Raw genomic sequence first — 19,602 nt, forward strand, 5'->3', positions numbered from 1 at the left:
ATCGTGCGTGTCTCCTATCGGGTGCTCTCCGTTGTCCTGGGACTCTTCGTCGTCGTTTCGACGACTGTCGTCGACGCGCAGACGCAGACGTCGGTCGACTTCCCCGATGCGGAAACCCTGGCGACCGACGGGGCGGCCATCGAGAACATCCTCGCCGAGGTCGGCCTCGACGCATCGTGGCGCTCGACCCTCGACTTCCATCCGGGAGCCCGTGCCTTGACGGTCGACTACCGCGACGGGTCGGAGTCGGAGGTCGCGGCGCTGATCCGCACCAGCTTCGAGCTGGCCGCGGTCACCAGCGAACGCGTCGAGACCGTGTCGGACCTGCGCGAGACCGCAACCCGACTCGACGCGGCGTTCGACGAGGAGCGCGACCGCGAGATCGAACGAAACCGGGCCGACGCCTACTTCCAGGGCATCAACGCCCTCACCCAGGCGGTGGCGATCGACGTCTTCGCCGGCGAGGACCCGTCGACCTCGGCAATTCTCGGCCTCGACGGATTCGCCCTGACCGCCGCCCAACGCGAGTTCGAGCTGACCAACTCGACGCTCGACGAGATGCTGTCGCAACGCCAGGCCGCCGAGGACGATCTCCACGCGGCGATCGACGCGTACGAGAACGCGGTCGCCGCCCGCACCCGGCTCGAGGACCGACACGCGACACTCGTCGAACAGGCGAGCGAGCTCAACGCCACCCGTCGTTCGCTCGACGCGTCCGCCCGGGCGATGCTGCCCGCTGCCGCCGAGGCCTACACGCTCGCCGTGATCCCGGGGCAGCCGGGCATGACGGCGAAGGCGCTCAACGCGTACCTGCGAGCCGAGCAGACCCTGGCCACCCTGTCGCCGTCGTGCCACGTCTCGTGGCGGACCATCGCCGCGATCGCCTCGGTCGAGAGCGTCCACGGCGAGTACGGCGGCGGGCGCCTCCTCGCCGACGGTCGACCGAACCGACCGATCGTCGGCCTCGCGCTCAACGGGCAGACCGTCGACAACTACGGCAACGCGACGGCGAATCTGACCGACACCGACGGGGGCCGCTACGACGGCGACCCGACCCACGATCGCGCCGTCGGACCGTTGCAGTTCATCCCCCAGACCTGGGACCGGTGGGGCCTCGACGCCGATGGCGACGGTGAGCGCGACCCGCAGGACATCGACGACGCCGCGCTCAGCGCCGGCGCGTACCTGTGCAACTACGGCTCACTGCGGAACTGGGCGACCTGGTCCGTCGCGATCTTCGGCTACAACCACTCCGGTGCCTACGTGAACTCGGTCAAGGCGTCACTCGATCGGGTCCAGCGCCTGCATCTCCCCGAGTTCGAGGGCGACGAACTGCTCCGCCAGCGCATCCCCTACGGCGCCTGGGTGCCCATCCCCGACGACCTCGGCAACGAGCCCGACCCCGGCGAGGAGCAGGCACCTACCGAAGCAGCGGAGTGACGTCGCCCCGTTCGCCGTCGACGATCCAATCGTCGGTGCCGACGAAGCGGGCGAGATCGTCGAGCGCCGGGCGCAGGGCGTCCGCCACCGCGCCGGCGGACCGTCCCTCCTCTGCGTAGGCCGCCTTCACCCGCAGTACCCCCTCGGCGCGATCGGTCTTGAGATCGACGCGGCCGACGAGCTCGTCGCCGAGCAGGAAGGGCAGGACGTAGTAGCCATGGACCCGCTTGTGGGCCGGTGTGTAGATCTCGATCCGGTAGTCGAAGCCGAACACCCGTGACGCTCGCTCCCGGAACCACACCACCGGATCGAACGGCGAGAGCAGGGTGCACGCGCCGATCGCCCGGGGCCGGACCGCGTCGGGGTGCAGGAGGGCGGGCCGTGACCACCCTTCGACCTCCGCCTCGATCAGACGCCCGTCCTCGACGAGCTCCGCCAACCGAGCCTTGGCCGGCACCTTCGGGAGCCGGTGGTAGTCGACGAGGTCGGGAGCGGCCGCGATGCCATGGCTCCGGGCAGCCCGCATGAGCAGCTCGCGATGGGCATCCTCCTCGGTGGGGGTCGGTCGGTTCCGAACGGCCGGGGGGACGATCCGCTCGAGGAGGTCGAACTCCTTCACGAAACCGGGCTTGCGACGGATCCCGACCTCACCGATCCGGAACAGCCAGTCGAGGGCGACGGCGCCGTGGGAGCGATCGCCCCACCACTCCCCTTCCTGACGCCGCGGCTCGACCAGTTCGCCCGGTGCCAGGGGTCGCTCGCGGACCTGGGCGAGCACCTCGTCGACATAGGCCGGGTCGCTCTCCGCCAGCTTCGCCAGATGACCCCACGTCTCGCCCTGACGCGCCCGGTCCTTCGACCACCGCAGCAGGGGTTCGTCGTCGATCGGCAGCAGCGACGCCTCGTGACACCAGGCTTCGAACCACTCGTCGTCGGCGTAGGCGATGCGATCGAGCAGGCCCGGGTCGTAGGGCCCGAGTCGCGAGAACGCCGGCATGTACTGGGTGCGCATGACGACGGGCACCGAGTCGAGCTGCAAGAGCTGGAGGCGCCCCATGACCCGACGGAGGTGCCGCCGGTCGACCGCGCCGCGCGGTCGCGGGTCACGGAACCCCTGGGCGGCGAGTGCGATGCGGCGGGCGGCCGCGGCGGAGATGCGAACCGTCATGCCAGGTGGCCGGCGAGGGCGACGACATCGGGCAGACGCCAGTGGTCGTGGTCGGCGTGGTACTCGAAGGGATCGAGCTGCACCACCGGCATCCCGGCCGCGGCCGCGCCGCGCACGTCGGCGTGGACGGTGTCGCCGACGTAGAGCGTGCGGGCGGCGTCGGTTCCCAATGCGTCGAGTGCAGGAGCGAAGATCCGCGGATCGGGTTTGGCGATACCCAACAGACCGGAATCGACGATCGCCGCGACCGCAGGCAGCGCACCGGGGCCGATCTGGCACAGCCCGAGGTCTCGGCACTGCTCGATCGCGGTGCCGTTGTTGTTCGTCACGACGGCGACCGGCCGATCCTCGGCGATCTCGTGGAACGCGGCGCGGTTGTCCTCGAGCACATGGGTCCAGATGGCCGTGCTGTCACCCGTGACCCGCGCCGTGTGGCGGGCGAGCATGGCCGTTTGCAATGTCGCACCGGCCAGCCCGGCCGACGCGAAGTACGCCAGGTCATACGTCTCCCACACCGACGCGTCGGCCTCGGAGACGGGATGGTCCGAAAGGGATGCGCTGATGGCCGCCACGCCGGCATAGTGCGCGAGTCGGGCGGCCGCGCCGTCGAACTCGAACTCGACGCCGGCGGCGCGCACGAGGGCTGCGACGGGGTCGGGGGCCGGCACGACGAACACGCCGCCCATGTCGAACACGACGGCATCGATCCGGTCCGGCGAAACCGGGGCGGAGGAGATCATGGCGGGACCGTACACTCCCCCGATGCCGTCGTCGCAGGACCCCGAGCGGCGGTTCTCCGGCTGGCGGATCGTCGCGCTGGCCACCATCACCCTCGGGCTCACCGGTCCCGGCCAGACCATCGGGGTGTCGGTCTTCATCGACCACTTCACCGCCGACCTCGACATCGAGAAGAGCTGGGTCACCGCGGGCTATCTCGTCGGCACCCTGTGCGGTTCGCTCGCCATGCCGACGATCGGGCGGTGGGTCGACCGCTTCGGCGTTCGCCGGGCCATGTTCGCGATCGCCGCGTGCTTCTCCGTCGCCCTCGTCGCGATGTCGGGCGTGCAGGGGATCATCAGCCTGACGGCGGGCTTCGTGTTCATCCGCATGCTCGGTCAGGGCGCCCTGTCGTTGGTGTCGACGGTGGCGGTCTCGTTGTGGTTCGAGGAGCGCCGAGGTACGGCGATCAGCATCGCCGTCACCATCTCGGCCGCTCTCATGGCCCTCGTCCCCTTCGCCCTCGACGCCATCATCGGTGAGATCGGCTGGCGCGGCGCGTGGCTCGTCGCGGCCGGCGCCGTCGCCGTGATCGTGCTGCCGATCGCGTGGTTCGGGATGATCGATCGGCCGAGCGACGTGGGCCAGTTCGTCGACGGGATCGCTCCGGCCGAGGGCGACGACCCCGACGTGGAGGTCTGGGGCATGGATCGGGCGGCGGCGCTGCGGCGCTACGAGTTCTGGGTGCTCGCCGGGGCCGGCGCGGCCGTTGCCAGCCTCGTGACCGGGCTCAACTTCCACCAGATCGCCCTGCTCGGGGAATCGGGATTCACGAGCGGCGAGGCAGCCGCATTGTTCCTTCCCCAGATGATCGGGTCGAGCATCGGCTCGCCGGCGATGGGGATCGCCCTCGATCGTGTCGGCACCCGTTTCGCGCCGGCGATCCAGATGACCTTGCTCGCTGCGACCCTCGTCGTCGCCGGGACCGCCGCGTCGACCGCGGCCGTGGTCGGCTACGCGATCCTCCTCGGCCTGACCGCGGGGGCATCACGCAGCCTGACCGGCGTCCTCGCGCCGCGCTGGTTCGGGACCCGCCACCTCGGGTCGATCCAGGGGTCGCTCACCTTCGCCGGGGTGATGGCCTCGGCCTCGGGGCCCTTCGCCTTCTCGCTCACCGAGATCGCCACGGGCGGCTATCGGGCGACCGCGATCGCGTGGGGGCTCGCACCGGCGGCGTTCGCCGCGTTCCTCTTCGCGCGACCACCCGCGGGCGGGAGCGTCGCCGTCACACCACCAGGTTGACCATCCGGCCCGGCACGTAGATCGCCTTGCGCAGATCCTTGCCGCCGACGTGGGTGGCGACGTTGTCGTCGGCCAGGGCCGCGGCGATGGCGGTCGCCTCGTCGGCGTCGACCGCGAGCACCACCTTGCCCCGGACCTTGCCGTTGACCTGGACGGGCAACTCGACGGTGTCGTCGACCAGCAGCGCGGGGTCGGCCTCGGGGAACGGCGCCCGGGTGACCGAGCCCTGGCCTCCCATGCGGTTCCAGAGCTCCTCGGCCACGTGGGGAACGAGCGGTGACAGCATCCGGACGATGGCATCGGCCACCTCGCGCGGGGTGGCGGTGTCACGCTTGGTCAGCTCGTTGTTCAGCTCCGTGATCTTGGCGATGGCGGTGTTGAACCGCAGGTTGTCCATGTCGGCGCGCACGCCGTCGATGGTGCGGTGCAGCATCTTGCGCAGCTCGTCGTCGGCGGCTTCGTCACCGATGGTCAGCTCGCCGGTGTCTTCGTCGACGAGATTGCGCCAGACCCGCTGCAGGAGGCGGTGGGATCCGACCACCGAACGGGTCTCCCACGGGCGATCCTGATCGATCGGCCCCATCGACATCTCGTAGAGACGCAGCGTGTCGGCCCCGTAGGCCGCGTACATGTCGTCGGGCGTGACCGAGTTCTTCAGCGACTTGCCCATCTTCCCGAAGTTGCGGGTGACGGGCTTGCCGTCGAACGTGAAGCCGGTCTGGGCATCACCCTGCACCTCTTCGGCGGGGACGTAGATGCCACGCTCGTCCTGGAAGGCCGCAGCCTGGATGTAGCCCTGGTTGATGAGGCGCTTGAACGGCTCGGGGCCCGACACGTGACCGAGGTCGTAGAGCACCTTGTGCCAGAAGCGGGAGTAGAGCAGGTGGAGGACGGCGTGCTCGACGCCACCGACATAGAGATCGACACCGCCGACACCGTCGTCGGCGTCGCTCATCCAGTACTTCTCGACGGCCGGATCGACCATCGCGTTCTCGTTGGTCGGGTCCAGATAGCGGAGGTAGTACCAGCACGATCCCGCCCACTGCGGCATCGTGTTGAGCTCGCGACGATAGGTCCGAGGGCCGTCGCCCAGGTCCATCACGACCTCGCGCCACTCCTGCACGCGACCGAGCGGCGGTTCCGGCTCCGAATCCTCGTCGAGGGCCCGGGGCGCCCAATCCATCAGGTCGGGCAGGAGCACCGGAAGCTCGTCCTCGGGGACGGCGCGGGGCAGATCGTCGTCGCCGTAGACGATCGGGAACGGCTCACCCCAGTAGCGCTGACGACTGAAGAGCCAGTCGCGGAGTTTGTAGGTGACGGTGCCCTCACCGTGGCCGTTGGTCTCGAGCCATTCGATGATCGCGGCTTTCGCATCGGCGACGGACAGTCCGTCGAGGAAGCCCGAGTTGATGGCAGGGCCGTCGCCGACATAGGCCCCGTCACCCGGCACCGCGGCGTCGAAGTCGTCGGGAGGCTCGACCGTGCGGATGATGTCGAGACCGAACTGGGTCGCGAACTCCCAGTCCCGTTCGTCCTGGGCCGGCACGGCCATGATCGCGCCGGTGCCGTAGCCCATCAGTACGTAGTCGGCGATGAAGACGGGGATCTCGGCGCCGTTGACCGGATTCACGACGGTCGAGCCGATGAAGACGCCCGTCTTCTCCTTGTGTTCCTGGCGCTCGAGATCGGTCATCTGCGCCGCCCGCTGCCGGTAGTCGTCGACCGCCCCAGCCGGGGTCTCGTGGCCGCCGGTCCATTCCGGTGCGGTGTCGGCGGGCCACGTCGGCGCGATGAGCTGGTCGACGAGGGGGTGTTCGGGTGCGAGCACCATGTAGGTCGCGCCGAACACGGTGTCGGGTCGGGTGGTGAAGACCCGGATGGGTCCGAAGTCGATGTGGGCACCCTCGCTGCGACCGATCCAGTTGCGCTGCATCGTCTTGATCGAGTCGGTCCAGTCGAGCAGGTCGAGGTCGGCGAGCAACCGATCCGCGTAGGCGGTGATCCGCATCATCCACTGGCGCAGCGGGCGCCGGAACACCGGGTAGTTGCCGCGTTCGGACCGGCCATCGGCCGTGACCTCTTCGTTGGCCAGCACGGTGCCGAGCCCCGGACACCAGTTGACGGGCGCATCGTCGACATACGCGAGTCGGTACTGCGCCACGATGGCCCGGCGGGCCGACTCGTCGGCTGCGGCCCAGTCCTCGCCGCCCTTGGGGACGCGGGTGCCGGCGTCGAACTCGGCGACGAGCTCGTCGATGTGGCGACCCTTCGACTGCTCTTCGTCGAACCAGGCATCGAACAACTGCAGGAAGATCCACTGGGTCCAGCGGTAGAACGCGGTGTCGGTGGTCGCCACGGAGCGGCGTTCGTCGTGACCGAGACCCAGCCGATCGAGCTGCCGGGTCATGTTGGCGATGTTGTTCTCGGTGTTGACCCGCGGATGCTCGCCGGTCTGGCGGGCGTGCTCCTCGGCCGGGAGGCCGAATGCGTCGAACCCCATGGTGTGGAGGACGTTGAACCCGGTCATCCGCTTGAAGCGGGCGTAGACGTCGGTCGCGATGAACCCGAGCGGGTGGCCGACATGGAGCCCGGTGCCCGACGGGTACGGGAACATGTCCATGATGAACAGCTTCGGCTGCTCGGCGAGCCCGGAGTCGTCGGCCAGCGGACCGGCAGGATTCGCCGCGTGATAGGTGCCGTCGTGTCGCCAGTTCGCCTGCCAGCGCGTCTCCAGCTCGTCGGCGAGCTGGGCGTCGTAGCGGTGCCGTGGCTGATCGTCGTTGGGCTCGTCGTCGGGCATCACGGCAGGATAGGTGGCACCAACCTCCCGGCGGTCGGATTGGGCCGAACGACCGTGGTGCGTCATCCCCGAACGCGGCACTCTGGGCCGTAGTCTTACCGCAGCGCTGTTTCTCCGAGCACGAGATCGTTCCGGAGAGACGACGCGTCCCATGGTACGGTCCCGTTCCACGATGCGGAACGGGACACCTCCGCAACACCAGAAGTCTGAGAACCCGTGACCGACGAACCCGCCGAAACCGACGACGAAGAGATCGATCTCAACGCGCTGAGCGACGAGGATCTCACCGCCCAGATGCACGACGATCTGTACGACGGCCTCGCCGACGAGATCGCCGAGGGAACCAACATCCTCCTCGGACGCGGCTGGACCGCCGAGAGGGTGCTCAACGACGCCCTCGTCGAGGGCATGCGCATCGTCGGCATCGACTTCCGGGACGGCATTCTCTTCGTCCCCGAGGTGCTGCTCGCCGCCAACGCCATGAAGGCCGGCATGGCGATCCTGCGGCCGCTGCTCGCCGAGACCGGCGCCGAACCGATCGGCTCCGTGGTGATCGGCACGGTCAAGGGCGACATCCACGACATCGGCAAGAACCTCGTGGCGATGATGCTCGAGGGGGCCGGCTTCGAAGTCCACAATCTCGGTATCAACACCGACGTCGACGAGTTCCTCGCGGCGATCGAGGAGCACAAGCCCGACATCATCGGGATGTCGGCGCTGCTCACGACCACGATGCCCTACATGAAGGTCGTGATCGACACGCTGGTGGAGAAGGGCATGCGCGACGACTACATCGTGCTCGTCGGGGGAGCCCCGCTCAACGAGGAGTTCGCCGAGGCAATCGGCGCCGATGCCTACTGCCGCGATGCCGCGGTCGCCTCCGAGACCGCCTCCTCACTGGTCGCCGCCCGCCGAGCGGCATGACCCCCACGGCCGCGCCACAGGTCCTGATCCTGGCGTGCGGGGCACTCGCCCGCGAGATCCGCGACATCGCCCGCCTGCACGAGCTCGGCAACGTCACGCTCGAGTGCATCCCCGCGGCGCTGCACATGACCCCGGACCTGATCGCTCCCGCGGTCCGCCGGCGGCTCGAACGCCATCAGGGCGCCTTCGATCGGATCCTCGTCGGCTACGCCGACTGCGGGACCGGCGGCCACCTCGTCGATCTCTGCCGCGAGTTCACCACCGGCACCACGATCGTCGAGATGATGCCCGGCGCGCACTGCTACCAGTTCTTCACCGGCAACGAGGCGTTCCTCGAGATGCACGACGACGACCCGACGGCCTTCTACCTCACCGACTATCTGGTGAAGCACTTCGAGCGGCTCATCATCGGCGGGCTCGGCATCGCCGAACACCCCGAGCTCCAGGCCATGTACTTCGGCAACTACACGAAGCTGATCCATCTCGCCCAGACCGACGATCCGACCCTCGACGACAAGGCCCGGGCCGCAGCCGCCCGCCTCGACCTCTCGTTCGAGCGCCGACGCACCGGCTACGGCGAGCTCGAATCCGAGATCCTCGAGATCGCGCGATGACACGGCGCAGACGCGGCACCGGCCCGGGGATCGTCACCATCTACTGGCGCGACATTCCGGCCCAGATCACCGTCACCACCCCCGACGGCGAGACCGACAAGGTGCTGCTCGAGCCGCGCTTCCAACACGCCATCGACCGCGCCGCCCACGTCGCCGGACTCACCGAGACCCAGAGCTATGTCGAACAATGGCGCCGGGTGACGGGCACACTCGAGGGCGACCCCGCCGAGGCCGCACAGGTGGCCGCCGCCACAATCCATTCCGACTACCCCCGTGACCGTCTCGAGGCCCTCGTGGCCGCAGGCGGCCTCGAGCCCGATGGAGGGCCAGACCAGTGACCGACACCGTCATCAGCTCCGCAACCAAGGAAGTCGTGATCGGCTTCGATCGCCCGTTCGTCATGATCGGCGAACGCATCAACCCGACCGGCCGCAAGCTGCTCGCCGAGGAGATGAAGAACGGCGACTTCAGCCGGGTCGAGGCCGATGCCATCGCCCAGGTCGCGGCCGGTGCCCAGATGCTCGATGTCAACGCGGGCATCCCCCTCGTCGACGAGCCGGCCCTGTTGGCCAAGGCGATCCAGCTGGTGCAGTCGGTCACCGACGTGCCGCTGTCGATCGATTCGTCGATCATCGAGGCGCTCGAGGCCGGCATCGCCGTCTACCAGGGCAAGCCGCTCATCAACTCGGTGACCGGCGAGACCGAGGTGATGGAACGGGTGCTGCCGTTGGTGGCCAAGCACGGTGCCGCCGTCGTCGCCATCTCCAACGACGAGACCGGGATCAGCGAGGACCCCGACGTCCGCTTCGAGGTCGCCAAGAAGATCGTCCTGGCCGCGGCCGACTACGGCATTGCGAAGGAGGACGTGATCGTCGATCCGCTCGTCATGCCGATCGGGGCCATGGGCACCGCCGGTCAACAGGTCTTCGCACTCGTGCGCCGCCTCCGCGAGGAACTCGGCGTCAACACGACCTGCGGCGCATCCAATGTCAGCTTCGGGCTCCCCCAACGCCATGCGATCACGGGCACGTTCCTGTCGATGGCGATCGGCGCGGGCATGACCTCGGCGATCATGAGTCCGCTGCACCCCGAGGTGAAGACCGCGGTGATGGCCGCCGACGTGCTCGCCGGCCACGACCCGGACTGCGCCGCGTGGATCCGGGAGAACCGCGATCCCAACGCCGGGACCGGCGAGGGCGGGGCCCGGCGACGCGGAGGCCGCCGTCGCGGCGGCGCCGGCTGACCCACCACCATGACCGCCGCCGACGCGACCGTGATCTTCACCCCATCCGGGGTGAAGGCCCGCGTCCCCGTCGGCACCACCCTGCTCGATGCGGCCCGCGCCGTCGCCGTCGACCTCGACTCCACCTGCGGCGGACGCGGCCTCTGTGGGCGCTGCCAGGTGTGCCCGTCGTTCGGTGAGTTCGCGAAGTGGGGGATCACCTCCACCACGACCGACGTCAGCGAGTGGACCTCGAGCGAGTCGGACTACCGGGGACGTCGACCGATCGCCGACGGCAACCGACTCGGCTGCCAGGCAAGGGTGCAGGGCGACATCGTCGTCGACGTCCCCGCCGAGAGCCAGGTCCATCGGCCCGTGGTCCGCAAGAAGATCGACCTGACGGGCCTCACCCTCGATCCGCTGATCACGGCGCGCTATGTCGAGTTGCCGACCCTCGAACTCGGCGACGAGCGCACCGACAGCGAGCTGCTGCTCACGGCGCTTCGCGCCGAATGGGGCGTGGAGGGCGCCGTCGTCGACGCGCGAGCGCTCCCCGACCTCCAGACGGCGATCCGCAACGGTTCGCGGGCGGTCACTGCGATCGTCCACGTCGACGGCACCGTCCTGCACGTGCGCCCCGGCTTCGACGAGACCGTGCTCGGGCTCGCCATCGACGTCGGCTCCACGACGATCGCCGGCTATCTCGTCGATCTCGGCACCGGAGAGGTCGTGGCCGGCAGCGGCGCGATGAACCCGCAGATCCGATTCGGCGAAGACCTGATGAGTCGGGTCTCCTACGTGATGATGAACCCCGGCGGCGAACGCGAGCTGACCGCTGCGGTACGCGGCGCGCTCGACGCGATGGTCGACGACCTGGCCGACGAGCTCGGCGAACCATCCGCGGATCTTCGTCGGCGTATCCACGACGTCGTCCTCGTCGGCAACCCGGTCATGCATCACCTGCTGCTCGGCATCGATCCCACCCCGCTCGGCGCCGCGCCCTTCACGCTCACGGTCGGTACACCGGTCGACCTCCGCGCCGACGAGCTCGACATCGACCTCCCGTTCGCCCGGGCCCACGTGGGTCCCTGCATCGCCGGCCACGTCGGGGCCGATGCCGCCGCGGCAACCCTCAACGAGGGAACCCATCGCTCCACGGTCGCGCAACTGATGGTCGACGTCGGCACGAATGCCGAGATCGTGCTGGGGACACCCACCGCCACCTACGCCGCATCGTCCCCCACCGGACCGGCGTTCGAGGGCGCCCAGATCAGCTGCGGCATGCGGGCGACAGCGGGTGCCATCGAGCGCATCCGGATCGACCGCGCCACCTACGAACCCCGCTTCAAGGTCATCGGCTCCGACCTCTGGAGCGACGAGGTCGGCTTCGCCGAGGAGACCGCCAAGCTCGACATCGCCGGGCTGTGCGGCTCCGCCATCATCGAGGTGATCGGCGAGATGTTCCTGGCCGGCGTCTGCGATCGAAACGGCGTGGTCCAGGGCGCACTGGCCGCCGTGACCCCGCGGGTGCGACCCGAGGAACGCACCTTCCGCTACGTGATCCGCCCGGCCGACGGCAACGACCCCGAGCTCGCGATCACCCAGAACGACGTCCGCCAGATCCAACTCGCCGGTTCGGCCCTCCGCGCCGGCATCGACCTCCTCATGGAACATGCAGGGATCACCGAGGTCCACGACGTCCGTCTCGCCGGCGCGTTCGGTGCGCACATCGACCCGGTCTACGCGCTGGTGCTCGGTCTGGTGCCCGACTGCCCCGCCGAGAGCGTGCGTGCGGTCGGCAACGCCTCCGGGGCCGGCGCCGTCCGCATGCTGGTCTCGGCCGCGCAACGCGCCGAGATCGCCGACGCCGTGCTCGTCATCGAGAAGATCGAGACCGCGACCGAACCCCGGTTCCAGGAGTTGTTCGTCGCGGCGATGGCGTTCCCGCACGACACCGCCCCGAGCCCCCATCTCGCCGCGATCGTCGAGCTCCCCGAACGCAGCGCCTCCGACGAATCCGGTCGGCCGCGGCGACGACGCCGGCCACAGAAGTAGGACACCACGATGGGCGACACCGAAGGTCGACGCGGACGCCGCAGCGGCGGCCGGGCGGGTCGGCAAGCGGCTCGTGCCGAGTCGACTGCGGAGACGGTTGCCTTCCTGGAACGACGCCTCCCTCCCGTCGACATGCTCGACGACGAGGGCCTGACGCTGATCGAGGACAACGCCGAGACGATCCTCGCCGAGGTCGGCATCGCGTTCCAGGACTGCCCCGAGGCGCTCGACCTGTGGCGTGCGGCGGGAGCCGATGTCGACGGAGAGCTCGTTCGCTTTCCCCGTGGGCTCTGTCGCACGATCGTGCGCGACAATGCCCCGGCCTCGTTCGTCCAGCACGCGCGCAACCCGGCCCGCAGCGTCCGGATCGGCGACAACACCACCGTGTTCGCCCCGAACTACGGATCACCGTTCGTCTTCGATCTCGACGACGGCCGCCGCTACGCGACACTCACGGACTTCGAGAACGCGGTGCGCCTCACCTACATGCTCCCGCACCTCCACCACTCGGGCGGGACCGTCTGCGAGCCCACCGACGTCGCCGTGAACAAGCGCCATCTCGACATGGTGTATTCGCACATCAAATACAGCGACAAGCCCTACATGGGCTCGGTCACCGCCACCGAGCGGGCGGCGGATTCCATCGAGCTCAGTCGGATCGCCTTCGGCGGTGACCTCGAGGACCGCACGGTCATGACCTCGCTCATCAACGCGTCGTCGCCGCTGCGCTGGGACGCGACGATGCTCGGCGCCGCGACGGAGTACGCGAGGGCGAACCAGGCCGCGATCATCTCGCCGTTCATCCTCGCGGGTGCGATGTCACCGGTCACCGTCGCCGGGCTCGCCGCTCAGGCCCTCGCCGAAGCGCTGTCGGGCATGGCCTACTACCAACTGGTCCGGCCCGGCGCGCCCGTCATCTTCGGCACCTTCGCCTCGTCGATGTCGATGGCGAGCGGTGCGCCGACCTTCGGCACTCCCGAAGCCGGTCAGGCGATCCACGTCATGGCTTCGCTCGCGCGCCGCCTCGGCGTGCCGTTCCGCTCAGGCGGCCAGTTCACCGCGTCGAAGTACCCGGATGCGCAGGCCGCCTACGAGTCCGCGTCGACGCTGCTGCCCACACTGTCGGCCGGAGTCAACTTCGTGCTCCACGCCGCGGGTTGGCAGGAGGGCGGCCTGACCCTCGGCTTCGAGAAGCTGATCATGGACGCCGACCAGCTCGGCATGATGGGCGTCTACGCCCGCGGCATCGACGTCTCGGAGAACGGCCAGGCCATGGACGCGTTCCGCACCAACCCCCACGGCGAGCACTTCCTCGGCAACGCCCACACGCTCGCCAACTTCGAGACCGCGTTCTATCGGTCGACGATCGCCGACAACAACAGCTTCGAGCAGTGGGAGGCCGACGGGAGCCTCACCGCCGCCCAGCGAGCCAACGCGAGGTGGAAGGAGATGCTCGCGGCCTACGAGCCGCCGGCGCTCGACGACGCGATCGACGAGGAACTCCGTGCGTTCATCGCCACCCGCAAGGCATCCATGCCGGACGCGGCGTACTGACGACCTGAGGTAACTTCGACGGGAAGATGACCGCTCCGACATTCGCCCGGCCGGCCGCGACCGCAGCGGCGTGCGCGCTCGTTGCCGCGGCCTGCACCCCGGTGTTCTTCACCGGCAGTCGGATCGACCATGTCGCGATGGGAGGCGGCGATGTCCGCATCGTCTGGAACACCGCCTACGACGCGGCGTTCCCCGATCCCGACCACCTGCTCGACACCTACGAGGTCCGGGTCGACGGGACGCTCGTCGCGACCCATCCGCGGTCGACTGCGTCGTGTCGCCTCGCCGGGCTCGCATCGGCGACGACCTACACCGTCACCATCACCGCGCAGACGACGAGCGGCGAGGACAGCGCGACCCTCCCGCCGTCGCTCGGCACCCTGACCGAGGCGATCACCACTCCGGCCGGGTCCGACCCCGGAGGACCGATCTCCTGCGCCACCGAGGTCGACACCGACGGCGACCGTCTTCCCGATTGGGTCGAGACCGACACCGGCACGTTCGTCGACATGACCGACACCGGCACCGATCCCGCGGTCGCCGACACCGATGAGGACGGCATCGACGACGGCGACGAGGTCGTCGGAACGAGCGACGGACTCGCCCTTCCCCTGATGGGGGCCGATCCGCTCCGTCGGACGATCTTCGTCGAGATCGACTGGGTCGACGATTCCGCCGATTGTGGGACCCACAGCCACCGACCGAGCGCAGCCGCCGTCGACCGGGTCGTGCAGGCGTTCGCCGATGCCCCGGTCACCAATCCCGACGGCACCAGCGGCATCGACCTGGTCGTCGACTACGGCCAGGGCGCAAGCCTCATGACGAGCGGCACGGTGATCACCGACGAGACCGCACCGATCGGTTCGATCAACGGCGGCGTCAACGGCGCCGAGTTCGCCGCGATCAAGGCCGCCCATTTCCATCCCGCCCGGGAGGGCTACTTCCACTACTCGCTGCACATCCACCGCTACAACACGTCGTCGACCAGCAGCGGCCAGGCCGAGGTCAGCGGCGACGACCTCATCGTGTCGCTCCAGTGCTTCGACGGGCTCACCAACACCTCCAACACGCTGATGCACGAGCTCGGCCACAACCTCGGCCTGCGGCACGGCGGCGACGAGACGACGAACCACAAGCCCAACTACAACTCGGTCATGAACTACCGCTTCCAGTTCCCCGGCACCGATGCCGACACCGGGACCGGTGCGTGCGACGCGGTGGGCGATCAGATCCTCGGATACAGCAGCGGGACACGCGTCGCGCTCGACGAATCCGCCGTCGACGAATCGGCGGGCGTCTGTGGTTCCGTCCCGATCGACTTCAACACCAACAGTGTCATCGACCCGTCGCCCTACTCACAGAACCTCAATCTCGATGCCCTGATCGAGACGCTCGGCGACGTCGACGACTGGGCGATCCTCGACTTCGGCGCGGTGACCGACAGCGACGGCGCCCCCCTGCGGACCGTGGCGCCCGTCGTCGAGCAGCCGGTCCCGCTCGCCTACCAGGACTGAATCAGCCGTCGCTCTCGGCGTAGCGTGATCGACGCCGACGGCCGATGAGCGTCGCGGCGACGGCCGAGCCTCGTGCCGGGAACGCGACGAACGCGCCCTGCCGCTCGGGAGGCAGGGCGTCACGGAACGCCACCCTCCACGAGATGTAGGCGACGATGACGCCGTGGGTGACCACCATCGTCCAGTAGAACATCGCTGGTGTGAAGACCGCCATCAAGGGCGCGGCGATCAGCGGACCGAACACCGCTCCGATGCCGTTGACCCGCACCTGCGCAGCCGACGCGGCGGCCAGCTGGGCCTGCGGCAGCCAGTCGGCCGTGTACGCGATCGTCAGAGAGTAGAGGGGGAAGATCGTGCCGCCCAACAGGAACATCAGGCCGATTGCCGGCCATCCACCTGCCGGAATCATGGCGAGCAGTGCCGACAACAGCGACGCGGCCAGCGCGACCCACCACATCACGGTTCGCCGTGACATCCGATCGGAGAACCAGCCGATCGGGTACTGCAGCACGACCGAACCGATGAGCGGTGCTGCGAGGAAGGTCGAGAGACGAGCGTCGGAGACCCCGGCCGTGACTGCGTAGACGGCGCTGAGGCCCATCAGCACACCGGCCGAGGTACCCACCCAGAACGAACAGATCACACCGGTGGGAACCCGACGAGCGAGCTCTCGGAACGCGAGCGGTTCGGGGATCCCGGCCGGTGGCGAACTCGAGGCGGAGAGCGTGACCGGGAGCAGCGATGCCGACACGAGGATCGACGCGAGGACGAAGAGCTCGAACCCCTGCGGATCGGCCACCTCCAACAGGAACTGGCCCACGCTGAGTCCCCCCATCGTGGCGATCATGTAGGCCGAGAGGAGTCGTCCGCGGGTGGCGTTGGTCGCCATGTCGTTGAGCCAGGACTCGGCCACGACGTATGTTCCCGCCATACACATCCCGGTGACGAAGCGCATCAGTCCCCACGAGAACGGGGAGATGAAGACCGAGTGCACCAGTACCGCAGCCGAGGCCGTCGAAGCCAGGGCGGCGAACACCCGGATGTGCCCGACGCGTACGAGCAACAGTTCGGCCGATCTGCTGCCGACGAGGAAGCCGGCGAAGTAGCTCGCCATGACCACACCGGTCGCCGCGAGCGAGAACCCCTCCGACTCGGTGCGGACGCCGAGCAACGACCCCTGCAGACCGTTGCCCGCCATGAGCAGGGCGATCCCCACGAGCAGACCCCGCGCCGCGAACGCGGGATTGTCGTCGATGAGGGGGCCGCCCTCGATCACGTCGTCGACGACGAACGCCTCTGCGTCGGGTGACGGGCCGGTCACTTCAGGTGCGGTTTCGATACGACGGTCGCGGTGAGGCGGCCGTGGAGGGGATGGTCGATGCAGAACGTGGCGCCGAGACGACCGGCATCGGCCGCGACCCGCAGATGGCCGATGTTGCGATGCAACCGGGGCGAATGGCAGGCCGAGGTGAGCGTGGCCGTCTCCCCGTCACTGCGAGCGGCGGGCAACACCCGCGGCATGGAGCCGTCGGTGAACGTCCCGAGATCGGGGCCGTCGAGATCGACGCCGACCAGGACCGTCGACGGACCCGCAGACCGCTGGGAACACAGGGCGGCCTTGCCGATGAAGTCGTCGGGCTGGTCGAGATCGACCATCCAGCCGAACCCGTCGCCGACCTCGAGCGGTGTCGTCGTGTCGTCGATGTCGCAGCCGAGCGACAACATGCCCGCCTCGATCCTGCGCACGTGGTTCGGCGCCGCGGCCACGATGTCGTGGCGCTCGCCCGCCCGCATGACGGTGTCCCACCAGTGCTCGGCCCGAGCGTTGTCGTCGGCGCGTGCATCGACGACATAGACCTCGAAGCCGTCGGTACCGCCCCAGCCCGTCCGCGAGATCACCAGTTCGAGATCACCCAGACGACGGTGTACGAGCCGGTAGTACCCGAGATCGGGAAGGTCGTCGCCGAACAGGTCGTCCATGACGGCGGCCGCGTGGGCGCCCTGGATCTGCACGGGCGCCACATCGGGCACCGTCACCGAGACGTCGTAGCCGGCGGCATGCGCGATCCCCTGACACCACAGGTGGATGTCGGCGTGGGCCGCGCTCAGCCAGAACCGCGCCTCGTCGAGTCGCAGCACGACCGGATCGCAGATGATCCCGCCCTGCGCGTTGGTCATGAAGGCGTACTTTGCCTGGCCGACCTCGTGGCCGGAGAGATCGCGGGTGACCAGCAGTTGGGTGAACGCCATCGCGTCGGGCCCCGCCACCTCGACCTGACGATGACAGGCCATGTCCCACAGGGCGACGCCGTCGATGAGGGCCCAGTACTCGGCGACCGGATCGCCGTAGTGCAGGAGGTGGTACATGCGGTTCTCGACGCCGAGCGCGGCACGCTCAGGATCGGCTTCACGCAGGGCCCGTCGCAGGTAGGGCGACTCCTCGATGCCGGCGTATCGAGTCAGGGTCACACGCCGCTCCGCACCGGAAAAGCGTACCGCTCCACCTGCAGCGTGGCGGCGGTGATTGGCATACTTCTGCACGCATGCTTCGTGTCCAACGGGCTCTCGTCCGCCACGCCACTCCAGAAGGTCGACGATGGCTCGCCTTCGCCGATCCCGTGCAGCACTTCGGCGCCGACGAGCCCGACGAGGTGGCCGCCGCCCTTGCGGCGGCCGAAGCTGCGGCGCAAGCCGGGCTCTGGGTGGCCGGCTTCGTGAGCTACGACGCCGGTCCCGCGTTCGATCGGGCGCTGCGCGCCCAACGTGATCCGGGCACGCCGCTGGTCGCGATGGCGGCCTTTCGCGACGCGCGACCGTCGCGGGGCCCGGCCGGCCGATCGTTCACGACCGGTGCATGGACCCCGTCCGACACGCAGGAGCAGTTCGAGTCGGCGGTGCACACCATCCGTGAACACATCGCGGCGGGCGACACCTACCAGGTCAACTACACGATGCGGCTCCACGCCGACTTCGAGGGCGACCCCGAGGGCCTCTTCGCCGCCCTGTGTCGGGCCCAGAGGGCCGACCATCTCGCGTTCATCGATCTCGGCGAGGCCGCGGTGTGTTCGGCCTCGCCCGAACTCTTCGTGCGCCGTGTCGGGCGCCGGGTGGAGACGCGCCCCATGAAGGGCACGCGGCCGAGGCATCCCGACCCGGTCGTCGACCGAGATCTCGCCGAGGAACTGCTGGCCAGCGAGAAGGACCGCGCCGAGAACACGATGATCGTCGACATGGCCCGCAACGATCTCGGCCGCGTCGCCGCCATCGGTACCGTCGAGACAACGGCCCTGCACACCGTCGAGAGCTATCCGACGGTGCACCAGCTGACCTCGACCGTCGTGGCCGACACCGACGCGTCGCTCGACGCACTCTTCGCCGCGACCTTTCCCGGGGCGTCGATCACAGGGGCGCCGAAGGTCGCCGCTTCGAGGATCATCACCGAGCTCGAAGACGAACCGCGCGGCGTCTACACGGGCGCAGTCGGACTCATCGAGCCGGGGGGCGATGCCGAGTTCAACATCGCCATCCGCACGGCGTGGGTCGATCGTCGGCGCGGACGGGCGACCTATGGCGTCGGCGGCGGCATCGTCTGGGACAGCGACGAGACCGCCGAATGGCAGGAGGCCCACGACAAGGCGCGCGTGCTGCATCGAGCCACCCGCCCGTTCCGCCTGCTCGAGACCCTCGGATGGGACCCCGGTGCCGGTCCGATCCTGCTCGATCGCCACCTCCATCGGCTGGCCGAATCGGCCGCCCACTTCGGCTTCGACTGCGACATCGAGGAGGTGAAGCGGCGACTGGGAGCGATTCGAGCCGACACCGCCCGCCGCATCCGTGTGCTCCTCACCGCCGACGGCGCGCTCGAGGTGCAGGTGCTCGACCCTCCGACGCCACGCACCGGTCCCTGGGTTTTGGCGCTCGACACGCACCCTGTCTCGAGCGACGACGAGTTCCTCCGCCACAAGACGACCCGCCGCGACCGCTACGAGGAGGCGAACGCCCGCTTCCCCGGAGCCGACGACGTCGTGTTGTGGAACGAGCGAGGCGAGGTCACCGAGACGACCGTCGCCAATCTGGTGGTGGAGATCGACGACGAGGCCCTCACCCCGATCGAGTCGAGCGGCCTGCTGCCCGGGACACTGCGGGCCGAACTCCTCGCCAACCGCCGTATCCGAGAAGCAGTCGTCACCCTCGACGACCTCGCCCGGGCCGACCGCGTCTGGGCCATCAACTCTCTGCGCGGCTGGATCCCGGCGACGGTGACGACGGCTGTAGCGGGTGTCTGACACCAT

Annotated in this window: 15 protein-coding genes; 10 read left to right on the plus strand and 5 right to left on the minus strand. The window is 69.1% G+C overall.

Going from position 1 to position 19,602, the window contains the following annotated elements; translation table 11 throughout:
* Positions 1-3: 3 nt before the first annotated feature.
* Positions 4-1,440 carry a lytic murein transglycosylase gene (locus R2707_09775; protein ID MEZ5245372.1) on the plus strand — a complete coding sequence of 479 codons (1,437 nt, stop codon included), beginning with the start codon at positions 4-6 and terminating at the stop codon, positions 1,438-1,440.
* Here R2707_09775 and R2707_09780 read toward each other — a convergent pair.
* Together R2707_09780 and R2707_09785 are read right to left on the minus strand one after the other, a co-directional pair.
* Positions 1,421-2,608: a crosslink repair DNA glycosylase YcaQ family protein gene (locus R2707_09780; GenBank protein ID MEZ5245373.1), complete on the minus strand. Its 1,188-nt coding sequence runs from the start codon at positions 2,606-2,608 to the stop codon at positions 1,421-1,423. The two genes, R2707_09775 and R2707_09780, sit on opposite strands and share 20 nt — an antisense overlap.
* Complete coding sequence (locus tag R2707_09785) at positions 2,605-3,348, minus strand: HAD family hydrolase (GenBank protein ID MEZ5245374.1); 744 nt, start codon at positions 3,346-3,348, stop codon at positions 2,605-2,607. Before R2707_09785 ends, R2707_09780 begins: the two co-directional genes overlap by 4 nt.
* A 22-nt stretch (positions 3,349-3,370) precedes the next feature.
* Between R2707_09785 and R2707_09790 the strand changes: the two genes are divergently transcribed.
* The gene (locus R2707_09790; GenBank protein MEZ5245375.1) at positions 3,371-4,627 is read left to right on the plus strand and encodes an MFS transporter; all 1,257 of its coding nucleotides are present in this window, start codon (positions 3,371-3,373) and stop codon (positions 4,625-4,627) included.
* Here R2707_09790 and leuS read toward each other — a convergent pair.
* A complete protein-coding gene (gene leuS / locus R2707_09795) occupies positions 4,611-7,427 on the minus strand; it encodes a leucine--tRNA ligase (GenBank protein MEZ5245376.1) in 2,817 nt (938 codons plus the stop codon). The two genes, R2707_09790 and leuS, sit on opposite strands and share 17 nt — an antisense overlap.
* Before the next feature lie 216 nt (positions 7,428-7,643).
* Here leuS and R2707_09800 point away from each other — a divergent pair, with 216 nt between their 5' ends.
* The 7 genes from R2707_09800 to R2707_09830 are packed head-to-tail and all read left to right on the plus strand — an operon-like array spanning position 7,644 to position 15,310.
* Positions 7,644-8,351, plus strand: coding sequence for a B12-binding domain-containing protein (locus tag R2707_09800; protein ID MEZ5245377.1), 708 nt, complete (start codon positions 7,644-7,646; stop codon positions 8,349-8,351).
* Positions 8,348-8,965 (plus strand): DUF1638 domain-containing protein, encoded by a 618-nt coding sequence (locus R2707_09805; protein MEZ5245378.1) that lies wholly within the window; start codon positions 8,348-8,350, stop codon positions 8,963-8,965. Before R2707_09800 ends, R2707_09805 begins: the two co-directional genes overlap by 4 nt.
* Complete coding sequence (locus R2707_09810) at positions 8,962-9,303, plus strand: virulence factor (protein ID MEZ5245379.1); 342 nt, start codon at positions 8,962-8,964, stop codon at positions 9,301-9,303. Before R2707_09805 ends, R2707_09810 begins: the two co-directional genes overlap by 4 nt.
* The gene (locus tag R2707_09815; protein MEZ5245380.1) at positions 9,300-10,208 is read left to right on the plus strand and encodes a dihydropteroate synthase; all 909 of its coding nucleotides are present in this window, start codon (positions 9,300-9,302) and stop codon (positions 10,206-10,208) included. Before R2707_09810 ends, R2707_09815 begins: the two co-directional genes overlap by 4 nt.
* Positions 10,209-10,217: 9 nt before the next feature.
* Positions 10,218-12,242: an ASKHA domain-containing protein gene (locus tag R2707_09820; protein ID MEZ5245381.1), complete on the plus strand. Its 2,025-nt coding sequence runs from the start codon at positions 10,218-10,220 to the stop codon at positions 12,240-12,242.
* 9 nt (positions 12,243-12,251) lie between these two features.
* Positions 12,252-13,796, plus strand: coding sequence for a trimethylamine methyltransferase family protein (locus R2707_09825; protein MEZ5245382.1), 1,545 nt, complete (start codon positions 12,252-12,254; stop codon positions 13,794-13,796).
* A 26-nt stretch (positions 13,797-13,822) separates the two neighbouring features.
* Complete coding sequence (locus R2707_09830) at positions 13,823-15,310, plus strand: hypothetical protein (protein MEZ5245383.1); 1,488 nt, start codon at positions 13,823-13,825, stop codon at positions 15,308-15,310.
* A gap of 1 nt (position 15,311) precedes the next feature.
* On the opposite strand, the gene R2707_09835 is transcribed toward R2707_09830, so the two are convergent.
* Positions 15,312-16,631, minus strand: coding sequence for an MFS transporter (locus R2707_09835; GenBank protein MEZ5245384.1), 1,320 nt, complete (start codon positions 16,629-16,631; stop codon positions 15,312-15,314).
* Positions 16,628-17,779, minus strand: coding sequence for a glycine cleavage T C-terminal barrel domain-containing protein (locus R2707_09840; protein MEZ5245385.1), 1,152 nt, complete (start codon positions 17,777-17,779; stop codon positions 16,628-16,630). The genes R2707_09835 and R2707_09840 overlap by 4 nt, the downstream gene beginning before the upstream one ends.
* Before the next feature lie 74 nt (positions 17,780-17,853).
* On the opposite strand from R2707_09840, the gene pabB reads away from it, so the two are divergent.
* Positions 17,854-19,596: an aminodeoxychorismate synthase component I gene (gene pabB / locus R2707_09845; protein MEZ5245386.1), complete on the plus strand. Its 1,743-nt coding sequence runs from the start codon at positions 17,854-17,856 to the stop codon at positions 19,594-19,596.
* Positions 19,597-19,602: the final 6 nt, after the last annotated feature.

Source organism: Acidimicrobiales bacterium (assembly GCA_041394245.1).
Taxonomy (GTDB): Bacteria; Actinomycetota; Acidimicrobiia; order Acidimicrobiales; family Aldehydirespiratoraceae; genus JAJRXC01.

Bases quoted from the DNA above. Each gene is read 5' to 3' on its own strand.
- leuS (MEZ5245376.1), bottom strand. From the start codon at position 7,427: ATGCCCGACGACGAGCCCAACGACGATCAGCCACGGCACCGCTACGAC.
- R2707_09825 (MEZ5245382.1), top strand. From the start codon at position 12,252: ATGGGCGACACCGAAGGTCGACGCGGACGCCGCAGCGGCGGCCGGGCG.
- R2707_09830 (MEZ5245383.1), top strand. From the start codon at position 13,823: ATGACCGCTCCGACATTCGCCCGGCCGGCCGCGACCGCAGCGGCGTGC.
- R2707_09790 (MEZ5245375.1), top strand. From the start codon at position 3,371: ATGCCGTCGTCGCAGGACCCCGAGCGGCGGTTCTCCGGCTGGCGGATC.
- R2707_09785 (MEZ5245374.1), bottom strand. From the start codon at position 3,348: ATGATCTCCTCCGCCCCGGTTTCGCCGGACCGGATCGATGCCGTCGTG.
- R2707_09810 (MEZ5245379.1), top strand. From the start codon at position 8,962: ATGACACGGCGCAGACGCGGCACCGGCCCGGGGATCGTCACCATCTAC.
- pabB (MEZ5245386.1), top strand. From the start codon at position 17,854: ATGCTTCGTGTCCAACGGGCTCTCGTCCGCCACGCCACTCCAGAAGGT.
- R2707_09805 (MEZ5245378.1), top strand. From the start codon at position 8,348: ATGACCCCCACGGCCGCGCCACAGGTCCTGATCCTGGCGTGCGGGGCA.
- R2707_09780 (MEZ5245373.1), bottom strand. From the start codon at position 2,608: ATGACGGTTCGCATCTCCGCCGCGGCCGCCCGCCGCATCGCACTCGCC.
- R2707_09820 (MEZ5245381.1), top strand. From the start codon at position 10,218: ATGACCGCCGCCGACGCGACCGTGATCTTCACCCCATCCGGGGTGAAG.